Annotated in this window: 16 protein-coding genes; 2 read left to right on the top strand and 14 right to left on the bottom strand. The window is 51.7% G+C overall.

What is annotated here, in order from left to right; translation table 11 throughout:
- Positions 1-136 precede the first annotated feature (136 nt).
- The 4 genes from torZ to K0778_RS10005 form a co-directional block, all read right to left on the bottom strand.
- Positions 137-2,566, bottom strand: a complete 2,430-nt coding sequence (gene torZ / locus K0778_RS10020; RefSeq protein ID WP_000176782.1) for a trimethylamine N-oxide reductase TorZ — start codon at positions 2,564-2,566, stop codon at positions 137-139.
- A 24-nt stretch (positions 2,567-2,590) separates the two neighbouring features.
- Positions 2,591-3,691 carry a NapC/NirT family cytochrome c gene (locus K0778_RS10015; RefSeq protein WP_001214290.1) on the bottom strand — a complete coding sequence of 367 codons (1,101 nt, stop codon included), beginning with the start codon at positions 3,689-3,691 and terminating at the stop codon, positions 2,591-2,593.
- Between the two features lie 387 nt (positions 3,692-4,078).
- Positions 4,079-4,825, bottom strand: coding sequence for a copper homeostasis protein CutC (gene cutC, locus K0778_RS10010; protein ID WP_001185741.1), 747 nt, complete (start codon positions 4,823-4,825; stop codon positions 4,079-4,081).
- Between the two features lie 13 nt (positions 4,826-4,838).
- Positions 4,839-5,405 carry a VOC family protein gene (locus K0778_RS10005; RefSeq protein WP_001326725.1) on the bottom strand — a complete coding sequence of 189 codons (567 nt, stop codon included), beginning with the start codon at positions 5,403-5,405 and terminating at the stop codon, positions 4,839-4,841.
- Positions 5,406-5,620: 215 nt separating this feature from the next.
- Between K0778_RS10005 and argS the strand changes: the two genes are divergently transcribed.
- Positions 5,621-7,354: an arginine--tRNA ligase gene (argS, locus tag K0778_RS10000; RefSeq protein WP_001025322.1), complete on the top strand. Its 1,734-nt coding sequence runs from the start codon at positions 5,621-5,623 to the stop codon at positions 7,352-7,354.
- 41 nt (positions 7,355-7,395) lie between these two features.
- Here the strand turns inward: argS and yecV are convergent, their stop codons facing one another.
- Positions 7,396-7,440, bottom strand: coding sequence for a protein YecV (gene yecV / locus K0778_RS09995; RefSeq protein WP_211180499.1), 45 nt, complete (start codon positions 7,438-7,440; stop codon positions 7,396-7,398).
- Positions 7,441-7,530: 90 nt separating this feature from the next.
- On the opposite strand from yecV, the gene K0778_RS09990 reads away from it, so the two are divergent.
- Positions 7,531-8,019 (top strand): lysozyme inhibitor LprI family protein, encoded by a 489-nt coding sequence (locus K0778_RS09990; protein ID WP_001299676.1) that lies wholly within the window; start codon positions 7,531-7,533, stop codon positions 8,017-8,019.
- 119 nt (positions 8,020-8,138) lie between these two features.
- On the opposite strand, the gene flhe is transcribed toward K0778_RS09990, so the two are convergent.
- The 9 genes from flhe to tar all read right to left on the bottom strand — a co-directional run bounded on the left by flhe (position 8,139) and on the right by tar (position 18,250).
- Positions 8,139-8,531 (bottom strand): flagellar protein FlhE, encoded by a 393-nt coding sequence (flhe, locus tag K0778_RS09985; RefSeq protein WP_001259583.1) that lies wholly within the window; start codon positions 8,529-8,531, stop codon positions 8,139-8,141.
- Positions 8,531-10,609 carry a flagellar biosynthesis protein FlhA gene (gene flhA, locus K0778_RS09980; protein WP_000066951.1) on the bottom strand — a complete coding sequence of 693 codons (2,079 nt, stop codon included), beginning with the start codon at positions 10,607-10,609 and terminating at the stop codon, positions 8,531-8,533. The genes flhe and flhA overlap by 1 nt, the downstream gene beginning before the upstream one ends.
- Positions 10,602-11,750 (bottom strand): flagellar biosynthesis protein FlhB, encoded by a 1,149-nt coding sequence (gene flhB / locus K0778_RS09975; protein ID WP_063084780.1) that lies wholly within the window; start codon positions 11,748-11,750, stop codon positions 10,602-10,604. Before flhB ends, flhA begins: the two co-directional genes overlap by 8 nt.
- Positions 11,751-11,951: 201 nt before the next feature.
- Positions 11,952-12,596 carry a protein phosphatase CheZ gene (gene cheZ / locus K0778_RS09970; RefSeq protein ID WP_000983609.1) on the bottom strand — a complete coding sequence of 215 codons (645 nt, stop codon included), beginning with the start codon at positions 12,594-12,596 and terminating at the stop codon, positions 11,952-11,954.
- A gap of 10 nt (positions 12,597-12,606) precedes the next feature.
- A complete protein-coding gene (gene cheY / locus K0778_RS09965) occupies positions 12,607-12,996 on the bottom strand; it encodes a chemotaxis response regulator CheY (RefSeq protein WP_000763867.1) in 390 nt (129 codons plus the stop codon).
- Positions 12,997-13,010: 14 nt separating this feature from the next.
- Entirely contained in the window at positions 13,011-14,060 is a 1,050-nt protein-coding gene (gene cheB, locus K0778_RS09960; protein ID WP_000036360.1) for a protein-glutamate methylesterase/protein glutamine deamidase, read from the bottom strand.
- A gap of 2 nt (positions 14,061-14,062) precedes the next feature.
- Positions 14,063-14,923: a protein-glutamate O-methyltransferase CheR gene (gene cheR / locus K0778_RS09955; RefSeq protein WP_000204337.1), complete on the bottom strand. Its 861-nt coding sequence runs from the start codon at positions 14,921-14,923 to the stop codon at positions 14,063-14,065.
- 18 nt (positions 14,924-14,941) lie between these two features.
- Positions 14,942-16,543, bottom strand: coding sequence for a methyl-accepting chemotaxis protein IV (tap, locus tag K0778_RS09950; protein WP_000483239.1), 1,602 nt, complete (start codon positions 16,541-16,543; stop codon positions 14,942-14,944).
- Between the two features lie 45 nt (positions 16,544-16,588).
- Positions 16,589-18,250, bottom strand: coding sequence for a methyl-accepting chemotaxis protein II (gene tar, locus K0778_RS09945; RefSeq protein WP_001297437.1), 1,662 nt, complete (start codon positions 18,248-18,250; stop codon positions 16,589-16,591).
- Positions 18,251-18,324 lie beyond the last annotated feature (74 nt).

Raw genomic sequence — 18,324 nt, 5'->3', positions numbered from 1 at the left:
TGAACGCCTTATCCGGCCTACAAAACCTTGCTAATTCAATATATTGCAGGGACTATGTAGGCCTGATAAGCATAGCGCATCAGGCAGCTTTACGTTTGCATAACCTCAGCGCCCGTTTCCGGGCGCTATTCACGTCTTACGCCTGAACAGCTGGCTGATCAAACGCCGTTAACTTCGGTGCATTGCCCGTATATTTTTCGATATACACCAACGCTGAGTTACCGGCACAGGCATTTGCCAGCTGCGAGCTGGGGATATCCGCCGTTAACACGTTCGCACTGCCGTTTTTACACAAGCCATTTTCCAGATCTGGCCATGCACCTTCATGCACGCATACCACGCCTTTTTTGATCCCGTCAGTCACCACCGCGCCTGTCAAAATCTGACCACGTTTGTTCCAGACACGCACCAGATCGCCATTCGCAATACCAAAGCGTGCAGCATCTTCGGTGTGAATAGTGATTGGTTCACGATCGGCGATCGCATATTTTTTACGCAGTTCCGCATAGTTAAGCTGACTGTGTAAACGGTGTGCCGGATGTGCGGTCAGAAGCTGTAACTGCTTCTCGTCGGCGGTACCTTTCCATTCATCAGGAGCCAGCCAGGTTGGGTGTGCCGGGCAATCCTTATAGCCAAATTTTTCCAACGTTTTTGAATAGATTTCAATTTTGCCGCTTGGCGTACCCAGCGCATTTTTCACCGGATCGGCGCGGAAATCACCATAACGAACGTACTGTTCGTTCTTCTCGCTGCGGCGCATTTCGATCAGTTTATTTTGCTGCCAGAAGGCATTAAACATTGGCATAGTGACGCGTTGCGCACGGGCACCTTTCTGAGCGGCATCATAGAAAAATTTCAGCCACGCCATTTCATCTTTACCTTCGGTATAGATCTCTTTTCCGCCAGGTTTGAGTAATTCCGCAAGATCGGCAAACACGTCAAAATCGTTACGCGCTTCAAATTGCGGAGCAACAGCCTGCTTCATCGGCACAATATGCTGGTTGCTGTAATCACCGGTCATCGTCAAGTCATTGCGCTCAAACGATGTGGTGATCGGTAATACGATATCTGCGTGTTTGGCTGCTGCGGTCCAGTAGCATTCAGAAACGACGATCATCTCCGGTTTCTGCCATGCTTTAATCAGACGATTAGTATCCTGGTGATGGGTAAAGTTACCGCCACCCGCCCACCAGATCATTTTGATATTCGGATACGTTTGTTCTTTACCGTTATGCTGATATTTGCCGCCAGGATTTTCCAGCGCATCGACGATACGGGCAACAGGAATCGCCGTCATTCCGCCATCATCAGCGGCCTCGCTGGCATGTCCGGCAATCGCCGCAGACATTTCCGGCAGCACGCCGCCAACACGCGTCGGGTTGCCACCGTTGGAGTAATGATAAGAGAAACCAAAACCGCCGCCCGGTGTACCAATCTGCCCTAACATCGCCGCCAGCGTCACCAGCATCCAGTGTTTCTGTTCACCATATTGCTGGCGCTGAATTCCCCAGCCTGCCATCAGCATTGTGCGATTCGCCGCCATCAGTTCAGCGAGTTTGACTATCTGCGCTTCCGGTACGCCAGTAATTTCCGCCGCCCAGACCGCGCTCTTCGGCGTATTATCGCTCTTACCTGTCAGATACTCTTCAAACTGCGGATACCCGGTAGTGTATTTTTCAAGGAACACTTTATCGTGTTTGCCTTGTGTCATCAGGGTATGCGCAATCCCTAACATCAGTGCCACGTCGGTGCCCATATTCGGCGCGATCCAGGTGGCATTATCGTCAAAGAATTCGATGGTTTCGGAGCGGATAGGATCAATGGCAATCACTGGTTTGCCAGATTTTTTCAGCTGATGGAAGTATTCCAGCCCTTGCTCATCGGTACTGCTCCAGGCAATTTTTAAGGTATTCAGCGGGTTCATTCCCCACAGCACCACAACCTGGCTGTTTTCCAGAATCAGCGGCCAGGAGGTCTGCTGTTCATACACCTCTACAGAACCGACCACATGCGGCATGATCACCTGTGCTGCCCCGGTTGAATAATCGCCGCTATGCCCGGAATAACCGCCCGCCAGGTTCATATAACGTTGCAGTAAGGTTTGCGCTTTATGCAACACGCCAGAAGAGCGCCAGCCGTAAGATCCGGCAAAAATGGCCGATGGTCCGTTAGCTTTACGAATACGATCATGTTGCTCATGAATCAGTTTTAATGCCTGTTCCCAGCTCACCTGTACATAGGTATCTTCGCCACGACCTTTCGCCGGTTGCAGTGGATTATCGAGATAGCTTTTTCTCACCATCGGATGCTGAATACGCGCCGTGGTGTGTACCTGATCCGCCGCCGTAGACTGTAAGGAATTCGGTATGGTTTTCGCCAGCGCGCCTGTTGAAGAAACAATCTTGCCGTCCTTCACTTCTACGTTCATCGCTCCCCAACGTCCCGCGGTGAGGATTTTACCGCCCTTCTCTTCTGCCCATGCGGGGAGCGGTGCTGCCGATGTCACCACCAGCGCTCCAGCGGCAATACCGCTGTGTTTAATAAATTCACGTCTTGTTAATGTCATAACTTCCTCCCTGATCAACGAGGATCACTGTTTCTCGGTAATATCTTTGGCGTTGTACTGGAAATACCGCGTTAAAATGTCCAGTTCGTTTTCGCTCATGCTGGTTCGTGCCCCCATTCCTTTGGCAATGGACGGCCACGCATTGACGGTGTAATGGTCGGCGGCAATAGGGGCATGACAACCAGCGCAATAGGTATCGTCAAGTTTTTCAGCGTATTGCCATAGCGGTTTACGGTCCGCTAATGCGGGATCGGTAAGCGCACCCTGTAAAGACGCCTGACGCCATTGATTGCCGTATTCGTCAGCCTGCCATTCCCCGTTTACAGTGAGCGCCTTGATACCTTCTTCACTTAATGTGGCTAGCGCCAGCCGTTGACCTGCCGCCAGGTAGAGCGTGTTTTCACTGCCCTGCATTTGATAACCCTGCAACAGAACGATCGGCTGTTTGCCACTGGCATCAACGACGGTGAGATCGGTTCCAGGATTCACGGTAGCCAGCTCGCCTATGTGAGAAGTTTTGAAAGGATAAATATGTGCGCCATTAGTAACTGAAGTAGCGGCCTGACTTTCCAGCTCATGCGCCGCGTTGTCATCCATTTTTATTTCTGGCGGAAAATGGGCAATGCCTTTATGACAATCGATACAGGTTTCGCTGTCCTTTTGTGCTTTGTTATGCATTTTCTGCGCAGATTCACTTTGCGAGGCAATATCCATGGCATCAAAAGAATGGCAACTACGGCACGTTGCAGAGTCAGTGGCTTTTAATTCTTTCCATACTGTTTCGGCCATTTCCTGGCGATGAGCTTCGAACTTATCGTCACTGTCTATTTTGCCGCTAACAAATTCATGATAAATATCTTTAGATGCCTTTAATTTAGCAAATAAATAATCCATCCCTGACTTTGGAATATGGCAATCGGCACATTCCGCACGTATCCCTTTCTGGTTCGAAAAGTGGACAGTTCCCTGATATTCCTCAAAAGGTTTACTCATCGAGTGGCAGGAAAGGCAAAATGCTGTATCCGACGTTTTATGTAAGGCTTTTTGCGCCAGCAATAACCCGCCGCCACCAACCACAACCGCTATCAGCAAAAACAATAACCCAATGCGTTTTTTCCCTCGCATAGATTCCTCTAATTAAATTACTGGACACCGAAATCATTGTATAATTAAATATACAACGAATTAACCGCTTGCATAATTAGGCACAACACTGCCTGAAACAATCGATAAAGAATATGATTTATTACAATGTAATCATTAATTGCTAAGGAATAACCCAGTTGCTATTTAGAATATATATTTATCAGTTTTAGTAATTTAAATCCCATAATTAATGTGAATATATACAATATTTTTAGCACAACGCTATGCGCACTGTCACCCGCTCAACAGATCACGGTTATCGTTCGTTTTTTATACTGTTCAGGGATAAAAAAAGGCCCCTGTTGAAATTGCAGGGGCCTGGTACGAGCAAGCATCATATTGGGCGACATGATGCAACGGTAAAAATCATTTGGCCTGATGGCGTTCAATGATTCCTTTCATTTCAGCAACCGCCGCCCCGTCTACGATATAACGCGAATACTCGTCCGCGTGTTCATCTGATGACATGGACAATCCTTGATTACGATAACGCATCGGTGAGGCTTGCCACGCTCCCGCGGAGCTATGGACTTCCAGCACTCCGGCATCGAGGAAGTGGTGCAGGTTTTCTGCACGGACTCCTGCTCCGGCCATAATGATTGGAGCATCACGATGGGCAATAAGTTCCATAATTTTTGATAAACCTTGCAGTGCGTCTGATTTTTGCCCTGATGTCAGTACCCGGGCAATGCCCAATTCCGCAAGATTATTGAGTGTATATAAAGGGTTAGCGCACATATCGAAGGCGCGATGAAAAGTCACTGCCAGCGGACCGGCAGCAGCCATTATTTTTTCCATTCGTGGCATATCGACATTCCCGTCAACATCGAGAACGCCCGTCACCAGTCCAGGAAAACCTAATTCGCGGACCGTGCGCACATCCTCAAGAATGGCGGCAAACTCACCGTCGCTGTAGCAAAAATCACCACCGCGTGGGCGAATTATCGGATGCACAGGGATCGTCACCCGCTGGCGCACGGATTTCAGTACACCCAACGACGGCGTTAAGCCCCCCTCTTTTGGGGCTGCGCATAATTCAACTCTGTCTGCGCCGTTTTGCTGCGCCGTTAGTGCACATTCCATGCTGTAACAGCAAATTTCCAGTAATGCCATTTTTACTCCTTAATTACGCCGACTGCTCGCTGGCAACGATCTCTTCAATGGACCACGGATGAAACTTAATAGTTGTTTTGCCATCGGTGACCGCCAGCGTCGGATTCGGTAATCGCTCATGCTCACCTTTTGGCGAACTGGTTTTCACTGAGATCCCCGGTAGGCTGAGTCCTTCATCAGAAAGCAATGCCAGCGCACGGGCATTCAGCGTTTCTGGATCACCCGGCAGAACGATTTCAATATGTTCCCAACCTTCGTGTGGGTAACGTTTTTCCCCGGGCCACGGTAGCTCCACAATAGAAAACTGCCAGTGCGCAACCTGTACCGGTTCATGCAATTTAAACAGACAAATCGGTCTGCCATTGATCATATTTTCTGACAAAAGCTCGCCACACTGTTCAAACCCGCGACGCCAGCGTTCAGCAGTGGCGTTTTGATGGCAACGCAAAGAAATGTGATCGGCAGTCAGCGGAGTGATATTCAACCCCAGACGGCGGGAAAGTTCATCTAATGCGTGGATAAATCGCGGTAAATCCGATGCAATATCCTGCAGCTCGTCGATAGATTGCCAGTTCGCCATAATCACTCTTCGTCTTTCAGTAAAAGCGTTAATTTACCCTGTTGCCCTGTGCCAACCAACCGCTGATTTCACGCCGCTTCTGATGCAATAGTGAAAACGGCAATACGCCACGCGCACGTTGCTGACGAAAACAGCCATTTGCAGTATACTCCCGCCCTAATTTCTTTAACTGGTGCGGGCAATTTTTGCTCGCTTCATCAATGTAAGGTATTCCGGTGAATATTCAGGCTCTTCTCTCAGAAAAAGTCCGTCAGGCCATGATTGCGGCAGGCGCGCCTGCGGATTGCGAACCGCAGGTTCGTCAGTCAGCAAAAGTTCAGTTCGGCGACTATCAGGCTAACGGCATGATGGCAGTTGCTAAAAAACTGGGTATGGCACCGCGACAATTAGCAGAGCAGGTGCTGACTCATCTGGATCTTAACGGTATCGCCAGCAAAGTTGAGATCGCCGGTCCAGGCTTTATCAACATTTTCCTTGATCCGGCATTCCTGGCTGAACATGTTCAGCAGGCGCTGGCGTCCGATCGTCTCGGTGTTGCTACGCCAGAAAAACAGACCATTGTGGTTGACTACTCTGCGCCAAACGTGGCGAAAGAGATGCATGTCGGTCACCTGCGCTCTACCATTATTGGTGACGCAGCAGTGCGTACTCTGGAGTTCCTCGGTCACAAAGTGATTCGCGCAAACCACGTCGGCGACTGGGGCACTCAGTTCGGTATGCTGATTGCATGGCTGGAAAAGCAGCAGCAGGAAAACGCCGGTGAAATGGAGCTGGCTGACCTTGAAGGTTTCTACCGCGATGCGAAAAAGCATTACGATGAAGATGAAGAGTTCGCCGAGCGCGCACGTAACTACGTGGTAAAACTGCAAAGCGGTGACGAATATTTCCGCGAGATGTGGCGCAAACTGGTCGACATCACCATGACGCAGAACCAGATCACCTACGATCGTCTCAACGTGACGCTGACCCGTGATGACGTGATGGGCGAAAGCCTCTACAACCCGATGCTGCCAGGAATTGTGGCGGATCTCAAAGCCAAAGGTCTGGCAGTAGAAAGCGAAGGGGCGACCGTCGTATTCCTTGATGAGTTTAAAAACAAGGAAGGCGAACCGATGGGCGTGATCATTCAGAAGAAAGATGGCGGCTATCTCTACACCACCACTGATATCGCCTGTGCGAAATATCGTTATGAAACACTGCATGCCGATCGCGTGCTGTATTACATCGACTCCCGTCAGCATCAACACCTGATGCAGGCATGGGCGATCGTCCGTAAAGCAGGCTATGTACCGGAATCCGTACCGCTGGAACACCACATGTTCGGCATGATGCTGGGTAAAGACGGCAAACCGTTCAAAACCCGCGCGGGTGGTACAGTGAAACTGGCCGATCTGCTGGATGAAGCCCTGGAACGTGCACGCCGTCTGGTGGCAGAAAAGAACCCGGATATGCCAGCCGACGAGCTGGAAAAACTGGCTAACGCGGTTGGTATTGGTGCGGTGAAATATGCGGATCTCTCCAAAAACCGCACCACGGACTACATCTTCGACTGGGACAACATGCTGGCGTTTGAGGGTAATACCGCGCCATACATGCAGTATGCATACACGCGTGTATTGTCCGTGTTCCGTAAAGCAGAAATTGACGAAGAGCAACTGGCTGCAGCTCCGGTTATCATCCGTGAAGATCGTGAAGCGCAACTGGCAGCTCGCCTGCTGCAGTTTGAAGAAACCCTCACCGTGGTTGCCCGTGAAGGCACGCCGCATGTAATGTGTGCTTACCTGTACGATCTGGCCGGTCTGTTCTCTGGCTTCTACGAGCACTGCCCGATCCTCAGCGCAGAAAACGAAGAAGTGCGTAACAGCCGTCTAAAACTGGCACAACTGACGGCGAAGACGCTGAAGCTGGGTCTGGATACGCTGGGTATTGAGACTGTAGAGCGTATGTAATCGATTTTTCGTGAGAGTGAAGCCTGATCAGGGTTAGCCGATCAGGCTTTTTTATTGCCATCTAAATGTATTCTGAAAATGGACATGCCATTGTTTTCTCACTGTTGGATAAGAGGCCAGAAGCGTAATATCCGGCCCCAGGGAAACGATAACGGTTGAATTTAAGGAATACCGCAGTGTTTAAATTTCTTGTATTAACATTAGGCATTATCTCTTGCCAGGCTTACGCAGAAGATACGGTTATAGTAAACGACCATGACATTTCAGCCATCAAAGATTGTTGGCAAAAAAATTCAGATGATGATACTGACGTTAACGTGATCAAATCATGCCTGCGACAAGAATACAATCTCGTCGATGCGCAATTAAATAAAGCCTATGGTGAAGCTTATCGTTATATAGAACAAGTGCCACGCACAGGTGTAAAAAAACCTGATACCGAACAACTTAACTTGCTTAAAAAATCACAGCGAGCCTGGCTGGATTTTAGGGACAAAGAATGTGAATTAATCCTTTCAAATGAGGACGTTCAGGATTTAAGTGACCCTTATTCTGAATCAGAATGGCTCTCATGTATGATCATACAGACCAATACGCGAACTCGCCAGTTGCAGCTATACCGTAACTCTGAAGATTTTTATCCAAGCCCTTTGACAAGAGGATAATTCACATCTTTTTGGCATGTTTTGTTGCAAGCTATTCCTGATAAATAATTGCAACAAGACATCGAGCCTTTTTCACTGAGTTATTAAACATACTCGCGAGCGCGTAATTTTTTTGTCCTTCAGCGATAATTCACAATCACTTCATTACGTTGTACCTTTAGCGGTGGAATTAACCGCCCACCGCCTGGCACTTCCCAGATAAATCGCAACGGTTCTGCTGCCGCTATACCGGAAAAGGCCACGGTGGTTCCGCTCTGCCCCTCTAATTCGACACAACGAGATTGCGAACACAAGCGAACCCGCAGTCCTGAAGGTGTCGGGCCGATAAGCTGATAACGCCACGCTACCAGCGTCATCAATCCTGAAGCAGGTTGTCGCGTAGAAAGAGGCGCAGACGACATCGACTCACCGCGATGATTTAGCGTAATTCCTACACTACTTGCCTGCCACATCCCCTCCCCGGCGGCTTGCACCAGCAGCGGAAACAATAATATTGCTAATAAGGTTCTCATTATTTGCCGCCAATTGTCGCCGTCATGCGGATATGTCGGTTATCAGACAGTTCCAGATTCGACAGGACCACTAACTGCGGCAAGCTGCGGCGCAGGAAGCGAGACAATAATGGTCGCAGCGCGTGGTTCACCAACAATACTGGCGGCGCACCCAGCATCTCCTGACGGGATAGCGCTTCCTGAGTTTGCGCCAGTAAACGATCCGCCAGCCCTGGCTCCAGTCCTCCCCCGCCCTGCAGCGCCTGTAGTAACAAACGTTCCAGCGGTGTATCGAGGCCAATAACATGGACTTCATCTTTGCCAGGAAACCACTGCTGGGTAATCGCCCGTCCCAACGCCACGCGCACGACGGCGGTTAATTCATGTGGATCGCTTTGGATGGGCGCATGTTCCGCCAGCGTTTCGAGAATGGTGCGCATATCGCGAATCGGTACTTTTTCATCGAGGAGATTTTGCAGCACTTTATGCAGTGTGGTGAGCGTGACGACGCCAGGAACGAGATCTTCCGTCAGCTTTGGCATCTCCTGGGCGACGCGATCCAACAGCTGTTGCGCCTCCTGACGACCAAACAGCTCTGCGGCATGCTGGCTAATGAGGTGGTTAAGATGCGTTGCTACCACCGTGCTGGCCTCAACCACTGTGTACCCCTGAATCTGCGCCTGTTCTTTTAGCGCACTTTCAATCCAGATAGCATTCAGGCCAAATGCCGGATCGACGGTCGCCTCACCAGGTAACGTCCCGGCAGCGGTTCCAGGGTTAATCGCCAGCCAGCGCCCCGGATAAGCATCACCACTGCCAATCTCCACGCCTTTCATCAAAATGCGATAGCGGGCAGGTTGCAGATCCATATTGTCGCGAATGTGCACCACTGGCGGCAGAAATCCCATCTCCTGGGCAAATTTCTTGCGGATACTGCGTATACGGCCCAACAACTCACCATCCTGCTGGAAATCGACCATCGGGATCAGTCGATAACCCACTTCCATTCCCAGAGAATCTTCCAGTTGTACATCGTTCCACGTCGCTTCGACAACGGTATTATTCTCTGCCATTTTTACCGGTTTGGGTTCGGCAGGCGCTTTTTGTTCGCGTCCGCGTATCCACCAGGCCAGCCCGAGCAATCCGGCAGTGAACAGCAAAAATACCAGGTTCGGCATTCCAGGCACCAGGCCGAGTAAACCGAGCACGGCGGCGCTTAACAACATAACGCTTGGGTTACTGAAAAGCTGATTCACCATCTGCTCGCCAACATCCTGATCGGTGCTAACACGCGTAACGATGACCCCCGCGGCGGTAGAAATCACCAGCGCCGGAATTTGTGCCACCAGACCGTCGCCAATGGTCAATAGCGTATAACTTTCCGCCGCGTGTCCCATGCTCATGCCATGTTGCAGCACGCCGACCAGCAACCCGCCGACAATGTTAATGACCATGATGAGGATCCCGGCGATGGCATCGCCGCGAACAAACTTACTTGCCCCGTCCATTGAGCCGTAAAAATCGGCTTCCTGAGTCACTTCGGAGCGGCGTTTTTTCGCCTCATCTTCACCAATCAATCCGGCGTTAAGGTCGGCGTCAATCGCCATCTGCTTACCCGGCATACCATCGAGAACAAAGCGCGCACCCACTTCTGCGATACGCCCGGCACCTTTGGTAATGACCATAAAGTTGATGATCACGAGAATGACAAACACCACGATACCGATAGCGAAATTGCCACCAACGAGGAAGTGACCGAACGCTTCGACCACCTTCCCTGCCGCCGCCGCGCCGGTATGCCCTTCCATTAAAATGATACGGGTTGAAGCCACGTTAAGTGCCAGACGCAACAGCGTGGTAAACAACAGAATGGTCGGAAACGCAGCAAACTCAAGCGTGCGCTGGGTAAACATCGCCACCAGCAACACCATGATCGACAAGGCAATATTGAAGGTAAACAACAGGTCGAGTATGAATGCGGGCAGTGGCAGCACCATCATCGACAAGATCAACAGGATCAAAATCGGTCCGGCAAGGATCTGCCATTGTGTCGATTTCAGGTTTGCGGGCAGGCGCAGCATCGCGGCCAGATTACTCATGGGTCGGTTTCTCGTTAATAAAATCCAGGGCTTCCGGCACCGGAAGATGAGTAGGTTGTACAGGGCGCTGTCCACCAGCCAGACGCCAGCGTTTCAGTTGCCAGACCCAGGCCAGCACTTCCGCCACCGCGGCGTACAGTTGACCCGGGATTTGTTGACCAATCTCCGCATGTCGATACAGCGCTCGCGCCAGCGGCGGCGCTTCAAGCGTCGGGACGTTATTTTCAGCGCCAATTTCACGAATGCGCAGCGCGACCAGCCCTGCACCTTTAGCGACCACTTTCGGTGCGCTCATTTTGTTTTCGTCATACTGCAACGCTACCGAATAGTGGGTCGGGTTATTGACAATGACATCCGCTTTCGGCACATCGGCCATCATCCGACGCCGTGCAGCAGCTCGCTGCATCTGACGGATCCGCCCTTTAACATGAGGGTCACCTTCGCTTTGTTTGAACTCATCACGAATATCCTGCCGTGACATACGCAGCTTTTTCAGGTGGCTGAATATTTGGAAAAAGACGTCAAATCCCACCATTGGAATGACACCAAGCACCACCAGCAGTGCGCATAGCCCTACCAAATCCATCGCATTACCCATGGCGGTAATCGGAGACTCGGCCATCAAGCGCATCATCTGCGGCCAGTGATGCCAGAGAAAAAACCCCGTCACGCTGCCAACCAGGATGGTTTTCAAAATTGCTTTAAGCAACTCCGCGCCAGTCTGAGCCGAGAACATCCGTTTAATGTCCGGTAGCGGGTTGAGTTTGGAAAACTTCGGCTGCAAGGATTTGCCGCTAAATACCAGCCCTCCCAGCATGACCGGAGAAATGAGCGCCACCAGCACCACGCCGCTAATCAGCGGCAGCAGCGCCAGCATGGCTTCTCTGATCAGCAGAATAATCTGCCCGAGGATCAGATTCGGGTCATTGATAATACTGTGATCAAAATGCAGCCCAGCGGAGAGCATGCCCGACAATCGACGGGCCAGCGACACACCGCCAAACCAGATAACACTAACGCCCACCAGCAAAATCAGCAGTGAGGTCAGTTCACGGGAACGCGGGATTTGCCCCTCTTCCCGCGCTTTTTCTAGTCGGTGAGGTGTGGGGGCTTCTGTTTTGTCGTCGCTCTCGTCAGACACGTCGCCAATCCTGGAAAGAGTATTAAGCGTGAATGATGCCAGAGCGCAAAGCGTTCAATGGTTTGAGTAAGGGGCAAAACAGGCGGGATTTAGGGCTTTTGCTGCCACACATCAAGCATAGTGTGCGTTTGTCGGATGCGGCGTCATCGCCTTATCAGACCGCCTGATATGACGTGGTCACGCCACATCAGGCAATACAAATCAAAATCCAAGACTATCCAACAAATCGTCCACCTGATCCTGACTGGCTACCACACCGGCTTTGCTGGTATCGACCTGAGGTCCATTAAGCAAACTCTGGTTTTCACGTTTTGGACGCGACTCCTGTTCCGGGATGTTTTCCAACAGCACCATCAGCAACTGGCGTTCGATCTCCTGAATGACATCCATCATCCGCTTAATGACCTGCCCGGTGAGATCCTGAAAATCCTGCGCCATCATGATTTCCAGCAGTTGCGCGTTAGTAAAGCTGGTATGCGCGGGTACATCTGCCAGAAATTGTCGTGTATCTGTTACCAGTTCACGGGCGTCGGCAAGGTCAATCGGATCGGCAAACCAGTCATCCCAACGTTGGGTTAACGCTTTTGCTGATTTCTCCATTTGATCCTGATGCGGTTGTGACGCCTCAACACTGTTCAGCGCCCGCTCCGCAGCCTGGGCGGTCATCTGCACAACATAGTACAAACGATCGCGCGCATCGGGGATGGCTTCCGCCGCTTCGGCAATGGCCTGATCCAGCCCCAGTTCCCGCAAACTGTCGCGCAGCATACGCGTCAGGCTGCCGATGCGCGCAATGATATCGCCAGCTGAATGCTCGTCAGCAGGTTTGATTGATGGTTGCATCATAGTCGCATCCTCACATGCCCAGTTTCTCAAAGATTTTGTTGAGTTTTTCCTCCAGCGTCGCGGCGGTAAATGGCTTCACCACATAGCCACTGGCCCCCGCTTGCGCCGCAGCAATGATGTTCTCTTTCTTCGCTTCTGCAGTCACCATTAACACTGGCAATGCCGACATCGCGCCATCCGCACGAATTGTTTTCAGCAATTCCAGGCCATCCATATTGGGCATGTTCCAGTCGGAGATAACAAATCCATAACCGCCTGCCTGCAACTTATTGAGAGCGTCGACGCCATCTTCCGCTTCCTCAACATTATTGAATCCCAGCTCTTTCAGCAGGTTACGCACTATGCGTCGCATGGTGGAAAAGTCATCCACAACCAAAAATTTAAGTTCTTTATCCGCCATTTCACACTCCTGATTTAAATACGTATCGCCTGTCCGGCACTAATTTTTGCCAACATTTGCTGGCTTACCTGGCTAAGATCGACCACTTCGCAGACACCACCCATATTGATGGCCTCGCGCGGCATGCCGAACACCACGCAACTTGCTTCGTTTTGCGCAAGGGTCCATGCCCCCGCCTGACGCATCGCCAACATTCCCGCCGCGCCGTCGTTGCCCATACCGGTCAGGATCACCCCAACCGCATTACGCCCCGCCTGTTTGGCGACAGAATGGAACAACACATCTACCGAAGGCCGATGACGGTTAACCGCCGGGCCATCGTGAATTTTGATTTGGTAATTTGCGCCACTACGCGCCAGCTCCATATGCCGATCGCCCGGCGCAATATAGGCATGCCCCGGCAAGACACGTTCTCCGTCTTCGGCTTCTTTAACCCCGATCTGGCAAAGCTTATTAAGTCTGTCGGCAAAAGAGCGGGTGAAACCGGGCGGCATATGCTGGGTAATTAACAGTGCCGGGCTGGAAAGCGGCAACGGTTGCAGTACGTGACGAATTGCCTCAGTTCCACCCGTTGAAGCACCAATCGCAATCAGTTTTTCAGAACTCAACAACGGCCCCGCCTTCAGCGTTGTCGGTGCCGACAATGGCTTATGTGCTGCAAGGCTCGCCTTTGCTGCCGTACGCACCTTTTCAGCAATCATTTCGTTATACGCCAGCATACCTTCGCGAATACCCAGTTGCGGTTTGGTGACAAAATCTATCGCCCCCAGCTCCAGCGCGCGCAGCGTGACTTCTGACCCTTTGCCGGTCAGGGAAGAAACCATCACAACGGGCATTGGACGCAAACGCATTAATTTTTCGAGGAAATCCAGTCCGTCCATCCGCGGCATTTCAACATCCAGCGTCAGCACATCGGGATTGAATTTCTTAATCAAGTCACGCGCGACCAGCGGATCAGGCGCGGTCGCCACCATTTCCATGTCGCTATGGCTGTTGATGATTTCTGTCATGATCTGGCGCATCAGTGCCGAATCATCGACAGATAACACCCTGATTTTGCTCATCGTTAATCCTTACTTAGCGCATACACCGTCTGACCACGCAGCGTGAAGCGGCGCTCAAGGTGGCTAAAGTTTTCAGAGTGACCCGCAAACAGCAATCCGTCGGGTTTAAGGAGCGGAACAAAGCGGCGCAAAATCTCCTGCTGGGTAGTTTGATCGAAGTAGATCATGACGTTACGACAGAAGATCGCATCAAACGGCCCCGGCACGGTGTACTGTTTCGCCAGTAGATTCAGCGGGGCAAAATCAACATAGTTCGCCAGCTCCTGACGCACGCGTACCAGCCCTTCATGCGGCCCCGTCCCTCGCATGAAATACCGTTGCAGTTGCTGCGGCGTCAGGTTTTTCAACTCTTCATGGCGATAGATACCGCTTCTGGCTTTTTCCAGCACTTCGGTGTCGATATCACTGGCAAACACTTTCCAGCGTCCGGGCGCGGTGCCCAATGTGTCAGCCAGCGTCATCGCAATGCTGTACGGCTCTTCGCCGGTCGAAGCCGCCGCGCTCCATACGCGATACTCGCCAGAACGGCGACGTGCGTGATCCGCGAGCAGAGGGAAATGATGTGCCTCACGGAAAAATGCCGTCAGATTCGTGGTCAGCGAATTGATAAACGCCTGCCACTCACCGCTGTGCTGATTAGATTCCAGCAAGTTCAGATAATGACCGAAATCCGTCAGTCCCAGCGAACGCAAACGACGAACCAGTCGGTTGTAAACCATGTCGCGTTTATGGTCAGCCAGAACGATCCCGGCTCGTTGATAGATCAATTGACTTATCCGCCGAAAATGCGCGTCGGAAAGCGCCAGGCGCTCGGTCATCTGTAACAATAAAGACGTTTGCCCACAGGGCAGAGATGAAGTCATAGCGCCTTCTCAATCACTTCAGGATACCACTGGCGCAATTTGTAACTGCACCGACTCATGTCGTGCTACTTCATGTTCTTCAAGGGTAAATACCGCCACACGCGACGAAAGATGGTCGGCCTGATTCGCCAGTTGTTCCGTTGCCACCGCCGCTTCTTCTACCAGCGAGGCGTTCTGCTGAGTCACCTGATCCATCTGGCTGACAGCCTGTGCAACCTGCTCAATCCCCCGCTGTTGTTCTTCCGACGCAGAGGCAATTTCTCCCATAATGTCGTTCACGCGGGTCACCGAACTGACAATATCGATCATGGTCGCGGCGGCGTTATTCACCAGTTTCGAACCCTGCTGGACACGATTGACTGACTCTTCGATCAGCCCTTTGATCTCTTTTGCTGCCTGCGCGCTACGGCTGGCAAGATTGCGCACTTCACCTGCCACTACCGCAAAACCACGCCCCTGCTCTCCGGCGCGAGCCGCTTCCACTGCCGCATTCAGGGCCAGAATATTGGTCTGGAAAGCAATTCCGTCGATAACGCTGATAATGTCGCCAATTTTTTGCGAGCTGGTGGCGATCTCCTGCATGGTGTGAGTCATGGTACTGACCTGAACACCGCCCGCCTGCGCCGTTGTCGCGGCATTTTTTGCCAGTTCCGACGCCTGTCGTGCGTTATCGGCGTTTTGCCCTACCGTGGCGGTTAATTGCTCCATACTGGCGGCCGTTTGTGCCAGCGATGCCGCCTGCTGTTCGGTACGACTTGAGAGATCGTTATTGCCTGCGACAATCTCCGCGATACCAATGTGCATCTCCTGGCTTCCCTTACGCACATCACTTACCGTCCCACGCAAAGCCTGCTGCATGGTCTTCAGACTGGCAAAAATGGCGGTGATCTCATTACGACCATATACCGCAATCGGACGCGCCAGATTACCCGCAGCAATGCTGTCAAAATGGCTACCGATAATGGCCAGTGGTTGAACAATCATCTTGCGCGTCCACCACAGCGCACTGCTGATGTAGATCGCCGCAACAATAATCATGCTGATAAACACCAGTGCCGAAATCTGATAGTTACGCTGGCTTTGCGCACTGGCGGCTTCCAGCACATGGTTGATCTCCAGCTGCCAGGCCTCAAAGTTAACGTCAAACGCATTCTGTGATCCCTGCACCGGCGCAGTGAGGAAATCCGAAAGTTGATTACTTTCAAGCCAGGTCGCCTGATGTTCGAGATCGTTGTGCCAGCGGGCAAAACTTTTCTCCGTCTCTTTTTGCAATCCCCTGACGTGCTCGTTGCCCGCAGTCATCGCCATAAAACTTTTAAACAGCGTGGTGGATTGCGTCAGACTGGCGCGCGCCGTCGTCATCAACGTTTTAATGTCATCCGCCGGATAGCTAAGTGCCGTCAGAGTGCCCGCTTTGTTCAGCGCGGTACTGGCCTGTAACATTACCGCCCGAGTTTGCGCTAATGCCGCACGTTGCTGATTGCTCTGCTCGACCTGATTCAGTCGTTGCAAATCGTCGCGAAATGCCCAAAAAGACATGCCGTTACTGCCAATCTGCAAGATCCCGCAGAGAATCAAAATTAAAAACAGCGTGGTCGAAATTCGAATACGATTAAACATCAACGCTCCCCATCAGGCGGCAATGACCGCGTTAGTAAATACTCGTCAAAATGTTTCCCAGTTTGGATCTTGTTCAGCAATTCGCAGTCGTGGCTGTGCCGGTGGTTGCTCACTGGCAGGACGGGATGGTGTTTGCGGTTTATTGGTGAGTGGGCTGGCTGCCAGACGGAACGCGGAAACCGCTTGCGTTAAACGACTCGCCTGTTCTTCCAGCGCAGCGGCGGCGGCAGCTGATTCCTGCACCAGCGATGCGTTCTGTTGCGTGACGCGATCCATTTCCGAAACCGCCAATGCGACTTGATCGATGCCACGGCTCTGTTCATCCGATGCCGATGCAATCTCGCCCATAATGTCAGTCACGCGAGTGACAGCATTGACGATATTGTTCATTGTTTCCCCGGCGCTTTCGACCAGCACCGAACCGGTATCAACGCGTGAGACGGAGTCTTCAATGAGGGCTTTGATCTCTTTTGCCGCCTGGGCGCTGCGACTGGCAAGATTACGCACTTCACCCGCCACCACGGCAAAACCACGGCCCTGTTCACCCGCACGCGCGGCTTCAACCGCGGCATTCAGCGCGAGGATATTAGTCTGGAAGGCAATACCGTCGATAACGCTGATAATGTCGGCAATTTTCTTCGAACTATCGGCGATCTCATGCATCGTTTTCACTACGCCATCCACCACTTTGCCGCCGTGCTGGGCGGTGTCGGAGGCACTTTGCGCCAGTTGCGAGGCCTGGCGGGCGTTATCGGCGTTTTGCTTCACTGTCGCGGTGAGCTGCTCCATGCTGGCGGCAGTTTCTTCCAGCGCGGATGCCTGCTGTTCAGTACGGGAGGAAAGATCGGTGTTGCCCGCCGCAATTTCACGGGTACCGGCATAGATGGCATCTGAACCTTCGCGGACATGAGTGACGGTGTCAGTCAAAGAGCGTTGCATATGTGAAACGCTCTGCGCCAGGTCGCCCATTTCACTGCGCCCGTCAATGGTCAGGGTATTCGCCAGGTTACCACCGGCGATTTCGCGAATGTGAGCAATAATTTTTGCCAGCGGAGTAAGCAACATACGGCGAATGCCGTACCACGCCACCAGCAGAATCAATACCACCACCAGCGCGATAACCGCCAGTTGCCACTGGGCAAATCGGTAATCATCTGCGTTGTCAGTGACGATATCGCGATACAGTTTTTCACTGCTGAGGGCGTACTGAGCAAACGCTTCGCCCATTGCATTTTGCATTCCCTGGGTTGGCTGAGCGAAATAAGCTCCAGTATTGCCATAATCTAGATAATCAATCAGTTCAGTTAACGCTGTGTAATAGTTTTTATATTTTTCATCAATATTACGACTGGTAGCGACCATTTCAGGTAACGGTGCCATGCTTTTGAATTTTTTATAATGCGTCGCTGCCTGCGCCAATGTTTTCCTGGCGCTATCGAGCAATTCAACTTTGGCGTTACTTTGTTGATTGGAGGAATCCATCATCATCCGTACCGCTGAACGACTCAGGTTAATGCGCGTTTGCAGCATTAAATCCCAGGTTGACGTCAGCTCGCCCTGCTGTTCCCGTAATTGATTGGAAACCACAAAGCTCTTCTGGCTATGGTGAAGGGAAGAAAAAAACAGACTGCCGGAAATAAGCTGTAACAGTGCGAATACCCCCAGCACCATTACCAACAGCGTGACTACGCGGATACGGTTAATCATAAGGCACCTTCCTGAAAACAAGTTGATCTCGTTATCGGCAAGGAGGGGGGAAACTTTATTGCTGATGCCACCCG

It is taken from the genome of Escherichia sp. XD33, from assembly GCF_019375075.1.
In the GTDB taxonomy this organism is placed as follows: Bacteria; Pseudomonadota; Gammaproteobacteria; order Enterobacterales; family Enterobacteriaceae; genus Enterobacter; species Enterobacter flexneri_A.
Note: the sequence above shows the minus strand (reverse complement) of the source record. Positions and strands in the feature narration are given on the sequence as shown.